Source organism: Pseudomonas sp. AGC41, assembly GCF_057334555.1.
This window is the reverse complement of sequence record NZ_JBHFJB010000104.1, coordinates 90020-101495: the sequence shown is the minus strand read 5'-3', so window position 1 is coordinate 101495 and position 11476 is coordinate 90020. Positions and strand designations below refer to the sequence as shown.

Below are 11476 nucleotides of genomic sequence, written 5' to 3'. Positions count from 1 at the left end.
CCATCAGAGTGTCTGAGCCACCGCTTTTGCGAGCAGGCTCGCTCCCACAGAGGGGCTCAGGGAGTATCAGGCTGACTCGCCGGATGCGCTTGCTGGAACGCCGCATGCCCTGCCGCCAACGCCGCCACCCGGCGGATTCGCGGATACGCTTGCAACGACACATTAAACCGCTCGGCCGCATACAACTGCGGAATCAGGTAAACGTCCGCCAAGCCTGGCGCCGTGCCAAAACAATAGCCGTCTTCGCCAATCAACTGCTCCACTGCGGCCAGCCCTTGGCTGATCCAGTGCCCGATCCACTCCGTCACCTGCGTTTCGTCGTGGCCCCATTGCCTGAGCTGGTTGAGCACGCTGACGTTGTGCAGTGGATGGATGTCGCAGCCGATCAGCGCGGCCACACCACGCTCATGTGCGCGAAGCACGGGGTCACGGCTGAGCAACGGTACCTGTGGATAACGTTCCTCCAGGTACTCGATGATCGCCGGAGACTGAACCAGCAAAGCGCCCTGATCGGTACGCAGCGCGGGTACCCGCCCCTGGGGATTGATCCCCAGGTAAGCCGGCTGGCGATGTTCGCCCCCGGACGGCGCGATCAGGTTGACCGGCAGGGCCCGGTAATCCAACCCTTTGAGCGCCAGCGCAATGCGTACCCGATAAGACGACGTGGACCGGTAGTAGGTATAAAGCTCCATGCTGCCCCCTCAATGCGCCGGCAGGATCTTGCCACGGCATTCGCCGAAACCGATGGAGGCGACACCTTCGCGACTGCAACGGGCACGCAGGATGATTTCATCGCCGTCCTCCAGGAATTTTCGGACTTCCCCGGACGGTAGTTCGATCGGCTTTTTGCCGCCCTCGGTGATTTCCAGCAAGCTGCCGAACTGACCGCTTTGCGGCCCCGACAGCGTACCCGAGCCAAACAGATCACCCGCTTGCAACTGACAGCCGTTGACGCTGTGGTGCGCAACCATCTGCGCCACCGTCCAATACATGTATTGCGTGTTGCTCAGCGTCATTCTATGAGCCGGCAGGTTCTGCTCGCGCATGGCTTCGGTCAGCAGCAGGACTTCCAGCTCGATATCAAAGGCTCCGCCAGCCTGGTCACGCTCGTCCAGCAGGTATGGCAACGGCTGGGGGTCGCCTTCCGGGCGCGCCGGCTGCGGGCGACGGAACGGCTCAAGAGCCTCGGCCGTCACGACCCATGGCGAAACGCTGGTCAGGAAGCTTTTCGACAGGAACGGTCCCAGCGGCTGGTACTCCCAGGCCTGGATATCCCGGGCCGACCAATCGTTGAGCAGGCAAAAACCGCCGATATGCTCGGCCGCATCGCCGATGGCAATGGGCTCGCCCAGGGCATTACCCCGGCCGATCCAGATACCCAGCTCCAGCTCATAATCCAGTCGCGCACAGGGGCCGAACGTCGGCTCGGCCTGCCCAGCCGGCAGAGTCTGGCCCTTCGGGCGGCGTACATCAGTGCCGGACGGTCGGACCGTCGAGGCCCGTCCGTGATAGCCGATGGGAACGTATTTGTAATTCGGCAGCAGCGGGTTGTCCGGACGGAACAGCTTGCCGACATTCTGCGCGTGCTCGATGCCGACGTAAAAATCGGTGTAATCATTGATTTTCGCCGGCAGATGCATCTGGCAGTTCGCTGCCAGCGGCAACAGCTTTTCACCCAGAGCCTGGACCTCGTCCCGCCGGGGACTGCCCTCGCGCAGCAGTTCCAACAACTGCTCACGCACGGCTACCCGGGCGCCGCGGCCAAGGTCGAAGAACCCATTCAACTGGCCGTCCCGCATGGCCAGGATGGCTTCGCGCGCAGCACCATCGAACAGGCCAGCTCGCAATGCTTCCTGCAGGTCGAAAATCCGATCACCGATGGCGACGCCGCTGCGCGGGGTTTCGCCGGCCGGACTGAAGATGCCCAGCGGCAGGTTTTGCAAGGGGAAGTCGGCATGGCCGTTGGCGGAGTCGACCCAGCTACGGGTGGGGGAAACTTGAGTCATGAATTATCTCCGGGTCGGGTCGAAAGTGACCGGCAGCGAGGCCCAGCAGGCGTCGTAGTCAGTTTGCAATTGTGCGCAGTCCAGGGCGAAACGGCTGGGACGCAGCACTTGGCTGGTCTCGAACATGAAGGCCATGGTGTTGTCGATTTTTGTTGGCTTGAGCTCGGCATTGATCGCCTTGGTGCAGGTCTCGCCATCCGGGCCGTGGGCGCTCATGCAGCTGTGCAGCGACGCGCCGCCCGGCAGGAAGCCCTCGGCCTTGGCATCGTAGGCGCCCTGGATCAGGCCCATGAATTCATTCATCAGGTTGCGATGGAACCACGGCGGACGGAAGGTGTTTTCCGCCACCATCCAGCGCGGCGGGAAAATCACGAAATCGAGATTCGCCAGGCCATGGACGCTGGTGGGCGATGTCAGCACGGTAAAAATCGAAGGGTCTGGATGGTCGAAGCTAACCGTGCCGATCGTGTTGAAACGGCGCAAGTCGTATTTGTACGGCACATTGTTGCCGTGCCAGGCCACCACGTCGAACGGCGAATGATCCAGCTCGCAAGCCCACAGCTCACCGAGGAACTTCTGTACCAGCGTGGTCGGTTGCAGGAGGTTTTCGTAATGGGCTACGGGAGCCAGGAAGTCTCGCGGATTGGCCAGGCCATTGCTGCCGATCGGCCCGAGGTCCGGCAGGCGCAACGGCGCTCCATGGTTCTCGGCGATGTAGCCGCGGGCTTGTGAGTCGAGCAATTCGACGCGAAATTTCAGCCCCCGAGGCAGCACGGCGATTTCCAGCGGAGCCACTTCCAGCACACCCAACTCAGTGGCGATGCGCAGCCGCCCCAGTTGCGGCACGATCAGCCATTCACCGTCGGCATTAAAGAACACCCGCTCCATGGAGCGGTTGGCGCAGTAGTGATAGACGCTGATGCCGGCCGGCTTGTCCGCACCGGCATTGGCCGCCATGCGCACCAGCCCGTCGATCAGGTCGGTGGGCTCGGCGGGAATCTGCAGCGGGCTCCAACGCAGGCGATTGGGCGTCACCTCGCCCAGCGGGCCTCCGGCCAATTGCCGTTCTAACCTGGCGAAGGCCGGGTGGTTGGCCGAAGGGCGGATGCGGTACATCCAGGTTCGCCGCGCTTCGCTGCGGGCCATGGTGAAGGCGGTGCCGGAAAACAGTTCGGCGTACAGGCCGTACGGGGCTTTTTGCGGAGAGTTCTGGCCAACGGGCAATGCGCCGGGCAGCGCTTCGCTGGCGAATTCGTTACCGAAGCCAGACTGGTAAGCCAGGTCCGACGCCGTAGAGTCGAGGTTCATGGAGCCTCCTGAATACAGGACTGGGTGCGTCCCGTCGCGTTGGTAACGGCTTGGGCGCACCGGGTTATTTTTATCGTAATTCAATTACGCATAACGTAATTTGCTCGCCAGCCACCGTCAAGCTATAAAGACGCCCATTCGCCTGCGGACCAGAACCTCCATGGAAAACCCACCCAGCAACGGTAAACAGAAAGTCCGCTCCGCTGAGGTCGGCACCGACATCCTCAAGGCTTTGGCCGAATTGTCCCCTTCCACTTCGTTGTCACGCTTGGCCGACCGGGTGCAGATGCCAGCCAGCAAGGTCCATCGCTACCTGCAAGCCCTGATCGCCAGCGGCTTCGCCGAACAGAACACCGCTACCAACCACTACGGCCTGGGCCGCGAAGCCTTGCGCGTGGGCCTGGCGGCGCTCAATGGCATGGATGTGCTGCAGGTAGCCGCCCTGCCCTTGGCCGAATTGCGCGACGATCTGAACGAAACGTGTTTTCTCGCGGTTTGGGGCAATCACGGCGCGACCGTGGTGCGTATCGAACCTGCCGTGCGGGCCGTGACCGTGGTGACGCAGTTGGGCTCGGTGCTGCCGCTGCTCAGTTCCTCCACTGGGTTGGTCTTCAGTGCCTACTTGCCAGAGCGCGAAACCGTTGAGCTGCGCGAACAGGAGGTGCGCGACACCAGCGACCACGCCTTGGCCGACGATAATGTATATGCCGCCCTGCAGGGGCAGATCCGCAGTCGCGGCCTGCACCATGTACATGGCTTGCTGATGCCCGGCATCGATGCCTTGTCCGCCCCGGTGTTCAACGCCATGGGCCAGGTGGCGGCAGTCATGACCATCGTCGGTCCGACCTCGCTGTTCCACGCTGACGAAAACGGCCCGGCGGCGCAGCGCCTGTTGGCTGCGACCCGGGCCGTGAGTTGGCGGATGGGCTATGGTGAGAATGAAGGTTCAGGCCAGGAAGTCAGGAACAAGCTTGACCAATAGGTAGTTCACATCAACCGCATCCAGTTGCGGATGAACATGCTCTTTGGCGCCGCTATAAGCAACTGTATAGACGAGCGGTTGAAGGCCCTTGCGGAAGTACGGGATTTCATTCTCCTTGAAACGTTGCAACAGATACACAGGCAACGGCTCGGACGACAGCGCCATGAGCTCGCCTTGATGATCAACAAATCCGGTTATATAGCTGCTGTCTAAATCGATATCACGCAAATGGCCCTTCAACGCCGACTTCACATCCTCCAATGTCAGGTCTTTGAAGACGCGCCGGGTCAGATTCATTGGAGCCTTGCCGGTCAACTCCATGACCATGTTGATCACGACTTTCTCAAACGTCATGATGTCCATTTTTTTCAGCCGATCTTCCTTGGCGGAGGAAAATTGCCGGGTGTAAGTACCGCTCATACTGCCGTTGTAATCGGGTAATCTTTTTTGCTCGACACATGCCAGCGCTTCATCGAACAACGACACAGACGTGCCAACCTCACCCGTCAGAACGTCATCCAACGTGTTCACGTAGGCCGAGTCAGGATTAATCCCCAGCGGATCCAGATGTTGCTCCAACAGAAATCGCACGGCAAAGTCCGTACGCGTTTGCTTCAGTGTGTTCAGCCACTCTGAATAAGAAGAAAAAAAACGAGTATTCATAAATCCCTTTCCTGTAGATCTCGAACTTCATGTTCGAGTTATCGACTCAGTCACCATTACTTCGGCAACCATAAAACAAGCTTGCCTGAGTTCACTCAGGCAGCCCGTTATACATCAAGAATCTTACCAAGCTCGTTCCCAGTGTGTAAGAAACAATAACGCCCTTAGTTCATAACACCCAAGTTCTTTGCTTTGGCTACCGCTTGTGTCCGTCGCTGCACGCCCAACTTGCTATGTATTCGCCGCGCATGGGTTTTTACCGTGTGTAACGAGATGAATAGCCGTTCGGCAATCTGCTGGTTGGAGTGGCCTTGGGCAATGAGTTCCAAAACTTCCAGTTCTCGATGGCTGAGTAACGTTTCTTCTGCGGCGACCACAGGTTGTTCTTCCTGGTCCTGCAAGTGCATCCAGCGCACCAGTTCAGGCTGGCGCAGACGCAATTCGCTGAAAGCTTGCTGCGCCCGCCAACAGGCAACCTGCTTGAGCACCTCCGGGACGATCAGTCCTAGCCCTGAACGATCGCTGGACAACCAGATGACCTCGGCCAGCGCCAACTGTAACTCCGTCTCCAATGCGTGCATTTCGCGCTGTCGTGCCTGGGCGATCATCGCCTGCAGGCGAGCCTGCGGCTCGTGCGCTCGATGCAGGTGGACCTCGGCCAGTACCAGCAGATATTCAAGGCGTGGAATCAGCTCCAGGGTCGCTGGCGGCGCCTGCTTGGCCTGCGGCCCGTGGAAATGCCGCAAGACGCGGGTCAAGACTTCAAGGGCGAGTTCCGGGCGCCCCTGCTGCAACCAGAACTGACAGCTGGTTTGCAGCAGCACGCCGCGATAGACCGTGTCGGGGATGTGTCGCTGCTGCATGATCCGCTCGGCGTCGCGCAACTGCATGAAGGCTTCGCCATAGTCAGCCCGGTTGGCCGCCAGACAAGCCTTGCCGAGGAAGCCGTAAAGTACTTGTTTGTCCTGGCTGCGCAGGCCCGCCTCCAGGCCGGCTTGAAAGTGTTCAGCCGCCTGCTCGTCAAACCCCATGCGTAACGCAAGGCGTCCACGCCGCAGGGCGATACGCCCCAGCAATGCGGAAAAATCCTGGCCTGGCTTGTCGAGCAGCTCCTGGACGGCGCTAAGTAAATGATCAGCCCGATGGGGTGCGCCGCGTTGCTCAAGCACCTGGGCGTGATCCAGCTCCAGCAATCCTTCGAACACCAACGAATCATGAGACCGGGCCAGGCACAGCGCCTGGCGATTGATCCATTGCGCGGATGCCAGCTCACCATTGAGCAACGCCTGCTGCGTCTGGCCGATCAGGCACAGCACCTTCAGGGCCCAGGCGTGCGGTTCCAGGCTGGCCTCGGCCTGGCGGAAATGCTCGCGCGCCGGTTCGCCTTCCCCGTCCAGGTGCAGCAACCAGGCACGCAGGACCTGCCACCGCGCAATCAGTTCTCGCTGCCGGCAGGCCAACGGCTGTGGTGCAAACCTGCCCAGCTGCTCGATGCACCGCTCGGCCTCGGCGAAACGTCCGGCGCACAGCAAGGCTGCGGTAACCAGCCCTACCGATTGCGCTGTACCGAGGGACAACGCCTCATCCTGCCGATCATGCAGGCTCAATAACAGCTGGACATTGTTGCCCTGCAAGACATGCTCGAAATTCAGATGCTGGAGGAAACTGACGGCGGCCTCGAACTCCTCCGCCTGCATGGCTTGTTCGAATGCCATCGGCCAGTCCTGTTCGGCGGCGAACCATTGGCAAGCCCGTCGGTGCCAGGAGCGCGCCTGGGGCCAGGGTTCATCACGCACCAGCCGGGCCAGCGGGGGGAAAATCTGCATCCACTCCGAAGACTGCGCCCACGGTTCGATAAAGCATCCCAGGTCCAGCAAAAAGGGAAGGCATTCGGCCCCCACCGTATCGCCGAACAGATGTTCGCAAAGCCGGGCATTGAAGCGCGGCAAATGCGCCAGCACACGCCAGGCGTGCGCCAGCTCCGGGGACAATGCGCCGAACAGCTCATATTCGAGATAGTCGGGCAAGGTCGCGGCACGCCCCGACCCGGCGTTGCTTCGCGCCCACTCGCAACGTTCGAGCAAGGCGAAGCGCACCCCGGCACACCAGCCACCACTGCGCTGAACCACCTCGCGGGCGGTGCGTATTGCCAGTGGACCAGGCAAATGGCCGAGCAACTGCTGAACATCCTCGGGGGTGAAAACCAGGGCTTGCGCGTCGAACTCGTGCAGCTCGTCGTCAAGCAATAAACGCGGCCAATTGCAGTGCGGACGGCGCCGGCCATTGAGCCACAGGCACAGCGCCGGACTGCTGGTGTTCAGCAAGCGATCGAGCAGTTGGTCGAGTGCAGGATTGGGCACTCGGCAATAATCATCCAGAAACAACCAGGTCGGGGTTTGCAAACGCGCCAGGTGAGCCAGCAGGCTCGCCTCATCGACCACTGGCAATCCGAGGGCCTGGGCCAGGCATTCACAGAACTGCGCGACCTCCATCGCCGCGCCCCCCAGCGGCAGCCAATGCAACCTGCAGCCCGGGGGCGCTTGCAGGAAACATTCAGCGAACAACGCACTCTTGCCGCTGCCCGCCGGTGCGCAAAGCAGCTTTACCCGCGCCTCGGAAGCCAGCAAGGACTCGCGCAAGGACCGGCGTGGCACATGCGTCGAAGACAGGCGTGGCAGCAGCCCAGGACGGTCCGGACACGGGGTCATGGCGGTCATTGTGCAAGGTCCCTTTTATTGTTGTTCCATCACCCTAGACCTGTGTCGAGCACCTTAGGAGAAGTATTCAGCGCGCTGATTGGTGTTCATAAAAAAATGACCGGCAGCTCAGCTGTCGGTCATTGGTTTGCTCAGGGTCTGGAGGGCTTTGGGGCCGCTTCGCGACCCGGCGGGAGCAAGACGGGTGTTTTGCCAAGACGATCTAGCGAACCCCGCTCGACCGCAACGCTGCCGGCGTGTAGTCGGCTGCCCGCGCCTCGAACCCATAGACGTAGGCGTGCTTCTCTTCGTTTTTCATCCCCAGGGCAATGTAGCGGCCAGCGATGATGTCGTAGAGCGCTTCGAGTGTGTAGCCCGGATTCTGATGGTCGTAGTAGAACTGCGCATGCCCTTCGGCCACGCGCCACAACTGACCGCGCCCGTCATAGTGGTCAACCAGTGCCGCTTGCCAGCTGTCCTCATCGATGTACATGTGGCGCTTGGCGTAGATGTGCCGCTCGCTGGGCTTGACCGTACCCACCACTTCCCAGACCCGGTGCAGCTCGTAGCGCGTCAGGTCCTGGTTGATGTGCCCAGCCTTGATCACGTCATCGTATTTGAGGCTTGGCGAATCGAGTTTGTAACTGTTGTACGGGATGTACATTTCCTTCTTGCCGACCAGCTTCCAGTCGTAGCGGTCCGGGGCGCCGGAAAACAGGTCGAAGTTATCCGAGGTACGCAGCCCGTCGGCAGCGGTACCCGGGCCGTCATAGGCCACTTGTGGGGCGCGCCGCACGCGGCGCTGGCCGGCATTGTAGATCCACGCCAGGCGGGGCTCCTTCACCTGGTCGAGCGTTTCATGCACCAGCAACACGTTACCGGCCAGGCGCGCCGGGGCCGTCACCTCCTGCTTGAAATAGGTCAGTACGTTGCTGGCTTTTTCCGGATCGGCGTCCTTGATCAGGAACGGCACGGCGATTTCTTCTTCGAAGCGGATCGGCGTGAAGCTGCCGTTGGTCTGCGGTGTCGCCTGGGTGATGACGCGCCGCAGGTTGCCGCCGTGGTAGCGAGTGATGTGGTTCCACAGCACCTCCACGCCGGTCTTGGGAATCGGGAACGCGTAGTAGCGGTTGCCGGTGAAGTTGGCCAGGCCGTTGCCGTCGTTGATGGCGTTCACGTTGAGCGCGCTACGTTTGGCCGCCTCATAGACCTCCGGCGGCAGGCCAACGCTGCGGTGGGTCGGGTAGACCGGGATCCGGTAGGTTTCCGGGTAGCGCTTGAACATCGCGACCTGGCCTTCGGACAGCTTGTCCTTGTACTTGTCCACGGTCGCGGCGGTGATGGTGAACAGCGGTTTTTCACTGGCGAACGGGTCGGCCAGGAAGCCTTTGCTGTCCACGGCCCCGGCATTCTTCGGGATGCCGCCGGTCCAGGCCGGGATCGAGCCATCGGCGTTGCCGGCCTTTTCTGCCCCCAGCGGAGTCAGGCTGGTGCCCAGTTTGTTCGCTTCCTCCGGCGACACCGCCGCCATCACGTTCGCAGCCAGCAGGCTCAGGGCCAGGGCACCGCATTGCAGGATCATCTTGCGCATTGGGTTTTCCTTGTCAGCCAGATCAGAAGTTCACGCCGAAGCTCAGCGCGAGGAAGTCGCGGTCTTCGAGAACGTTGTAATCGCCGCCGAAGAAATCGGTGTAGCTCAGGCTGGCGGTGTAAGTGTTGCGGTAATCGGCATCGACACCCACGCTGACCGCCTTGGCACCTTCGTTGAACAAACCGTTAGGCCCGTAGCCGGCCACGTCATGGGACCAGGACAGGTTGGGCTTGAAGTTCACCCCGCCGATGACGTTGGAATAGTCGAGAATCGCCCGGGCGCGATAACCCCAGGAGGTCGAGGTGACAAAACCATCGGTATCGCCATTGAAGCCGTACTGGCCGTAGACCGAATCGCGGCCATAACGCAGTTCGTCCTTCGATTCGAGACCGCCGACATGCACCACCGCAGCTTCACCGACCACGGTCAGGCGATCGGCGCCCAGCACCTGATCGAAAAAGTGCGTCAGGGTGCTCTGGACCTGGGTCACTTCCTTGCGGCGGTACCCGGTGTTGTCCGCGCCCGGCGCAGTGGCGATCGGTGATGCGGCGCCGCCGGTGATCGGGTTCACCAAGGCCAGGGTCAAGTCGTTGGTACTGAGCTGTACCGGTGCATTGGGGCGATAGCTGATTTCGCCGGTCCACGCCGTGCCAGTCGGCAACGTGGTGGAGAAGCTGGCGCCATACAGGCGGATGTCTTCAGGGTATTCGAGGTAATACCCACCGCGCCCCAGCATCACGCTTTGCGCCAGGCCGGCGCCGCTGCCGGGGGCGATCGCGTTTGCAGTCGCGACCATCCGTGGCAACGCAGCCAGCGTGGAGAGCCCCGCCGTAGTGGTGCCGACAGTCGGCGTGCGGCTATGGTAATTCATGAAGTACAGGCCGTACTCGGTGTCATCGCCAAGCCAGCGCAACGCCGTGCCCCACTGGCCGGAGTCCCGCGCATCGCGGTCACCGCCACGGGGAATGACCACGCCTTCGCTGGTCACCTGGATGCCCTGGCCGAATGCGTTGGTCAACGGCACGAACGGTGCGATCGCCGGGCTGCCTACGGTATAGCCGTCAGTGCAACCGTCGGCGACCACATCGTTACCGAAAAAAGTGCCGCAGTTGTCCACTACCGTCTGGTCCCACTCCAGTTGGTAGAAACCTTCGACGGTCAGCTTGTCGGTCAAGCCCTGGGAGGCGAACAGCATGTTGACCGGGATCAGGCCTTCCTTGATCTCCGCACCAGGGCGACGGAACGCGGACACGTCCACCGGGTTGATGCTATTGATGGAGTTGCCGATGAAAGTACTTTCGCCCCAACTGACCACCTGCTTGCCGGCACGCACCGTGCCCGGCAGGTTGGCAATGGAATAATTGTGATAGACGAAGGCATCGAGGATCTGCGCCCCTGAAGACTTGGCGCCTTCCTTGCGATTGCTGTCGCTGATGTCCTTGAACTCGCGGTTTTCATCCTTGAGTTCGAAGTCGTACCAATACTTGCCACGGACAAACACGCCGGTGTCGCCGTACTTGAGTTCGAGGTCGTGCAAGCCCTTGAAGATTTTCGAGAAGGTCTCGCCTTTGCGGAAATTCAATCGGCCATCGTCACCGGTGGAAGACTGGCCCGTACCGCCATTGACGGTGCCGACCAGGTCCCTGTCGGCATCGCGCATGCCCCAGCTCGCGCCGACCGACAGCGAGGAGTCGAACTGCCCCTCGATTTCGCCGATGTTGAATGAAACGGCCTGCGCTTGGGCACAGCAACCCAAGGCCACCGCGACGGCCAGCGCCTGCGGCTTGAAGATGGCGCGCATTGTTATTGTTGTCATGCGTCTTCCCCGGTGAGTGACAGAGCCTCCACCCTACTGCCGCACGTCATGGGCGATAAGCGCACCAAGGGGGTATTCGCCATGTACCTCCAAAGGATGACAGGCCCTGCCGGACGGGGCCTGGCGTGGTGCATGGATGGTCTGGATGAGCGGTTATCAATGCGATGCATGTTGATCGCTGCTTTTGCACTGTTGCATGCACTGCAACAGTGCATGTCCGGATCCGGGCTGTTTCCCCAAGCCTGCGATCCCTATGCTGGCCAGGCCTGCAGGACAACGGGACCTGCACGCGCAAGCCGCCACGGCGTCCCTCGCGCCTGGCGCACCGTCATTCGGATGGATTGCGCATCAATCCAGCCTCCCCGTGTCTACTGACGTTGATTTGTAGCTCCTTTACAACGTCACGTTTAGGGC

Annotated in this window: 8 protein-coding genes; 1 reads left to right on the top strand and 7 read right to left on the bottom strand. The window is 61.2% G+C overall.

Translation table 11 applies throughout. The annotated features are described in order from the left end of the window. Window positions 1–56: 56 nt before the first annotated feature. From maiA to hmgA, 3 genes are read right to left on the bottom strand one after another with little or no spacing between them, the layout of a single operon-like run. Window positions 57–692 (bottom strand): maleylacetoacetate isomerase, encoded by a 636-nt coding sequence (gene maiA / locus ACE04F_RS18120; protein ID WP_486108812.1) that lies wholly within the window; start codon window positions 690–692, stop codon window positions 57–59. Between the two features lie 9 nt (window positions 693–701). Continuing rightward, the gene (gene fahA, locus ACE04F_RS18115) at window positions 702–2006 is read right to left on the bottom strand and encodes a fumarylacetoacetase (protein WP_486108810.1); all 1305 of its coding nucleotides are present in this window, start codon (window positions 2004–2006) and stop codon (window positions 702–704) included. A 3-nt stretch (window positions 2007–2009) separates the two neighbouring features. Then, complete coding sequence (hmgA, locus tag ACE04F_RS18110) at window positions 2010–3314, bottom strand: homogentisate 1,2-dioxygenase (RefSeq protein WP_486108809.1); 1305 nt, start codon at window positions 3312–3314, stop codon at window positions 2010–2012. A gap of 160 nt (window positions 3315–3474) precedes the next feature. Here hmgA and ACE04F_RS18105 point away from each other — a divergent pair, with 160 nt between their 5' ends. Then, window positions 3475–4296: an IclR family transcriptional regulator gene (locus tag ACE04F_RS18105; RefSeq protein ID WP_486108807.1), complete on the top strand. Its 822-nt coding sequence runs from the start codon at window positions 3475–3477 to the stop codon at window positions 4294–4296. Here ACE04F_RS18105 and ACE04F_RS18100 read toward each other — a convergent pair. From ACE04F_RS18100 to ACE04F_RS18085, 4 genes are all read right to left on the bottom strand, one after another. After that, window positions 4261–4959 (bottom strand): hypothetical protein, encoded by a 699-nt coding sequence (locus ACE04F_RS18100; protein WP_486108805.1) that lies wholly within the window; start codon window positions 4957–4959, stop codon window positions 4261–4263. The genes ACE04F_RS18105 and ACE04F_RS18100 overlap by 36 nt on opposite strands. A gap of 164 nt (window positions 4960–5123) precedes the next feature. After that, window positions 5124–7676, bottom strand: coding sequence for a helix-turn-helix transcriptional regulator (locus ACE04F_RS18095; RefSeq protein ID WP_486108803.1), 2553 nt, complete (start codon window positions 7674–7676; stop codon window positions 5124–5126). 202 nt (window positions 7677–7878) lie between these two features. Further along, on the bottom strand, window positions 7879–9246 hold the full coding sequence (locus ACE04F_RS18090) for a DUF1329 domain-containing protein (RefSeq protein WP_486108801.1): 1368 nt from the start codon (window positions 9244–9246) through the stop codon (window positions 7879–7881). 22 nt (window positions 9247–9268) lie between these two features. Next, window positions 9269–11062: a DUF1302 domain-containing protein gene (locus ACE04F_RS18085; RefSeq protein WP_486108799.1), complete on the bottom strand. Its 1794-nt coding sequence runs from the start codon at window positions 11060–11062 to the stop codon at window positions 9269–9271. Window positions 11063–11476 lie beyond the last annotated feature (414 nt).

What these genes read in the sequence shown, in the direction of transcription:
- maiA (WP_486108812.1), bottom strand. Translation starts at nt 692, where the DNA reads ATGGAGCTTTATACCTACTACCGGTCCACGTCGTCTTATCGGGTACGC.
- fahA (WP_486108810.1), bottom strand. Translation starts at nt 2,006, where the DNA reads ATGACTCAAGTTTCCCCCACCCGTAGCTGGGTCGACTCCGCCAACGGC.
- hmgA (WP_486108809.1), bottom strand. Translation starts at nt 3,314, where the DNA reads ATGAACCTCGACTCTACGGCGTCGGACCTGGCTTACCAGTCTGGCTTC.
- ACE04F_RS18105 (WP_486108807.1), top strand. Translation starts at nt 3,475, where the DNA reads ATGGAAAACCCACCCAGCAACGGTAAACAGAAAGTCCGCTCCGCTGAG.
- ACE04F_RS18100 (WP_486108805.1), bottom strand. Translation starts at nt 4,959, where the DNA reads ATGAATACTCGTTTTTTTTCTTCTTATTCAGAGTGGCTGAACACACTG.
- ACE04F_RS18095 (WP_486108803.1), bottom strand. Translation starts at nt 7,676, where the DNA reads ATGACCGCCATGACCCCGTGTCCGGACCGTCCTGGGCTGCTGCCACGC.
- ACE04F_RS18090 (WP_486108801.1), bottom strand. Translation starts at nt 9,246, where the DNA reads ATGCGCAAGATGATCCTGCAATGCGGTGCCCTGGCCCTGAGCCTGCTG.
- ACE04F_RS18085 (WP_486108799.1), bottom strand. Translation starts at nt 11,062, where the DNA reads ATGACAACAATAACAATGCGCGCCATCTTCAAGCCGCAGGCGCTGGCC.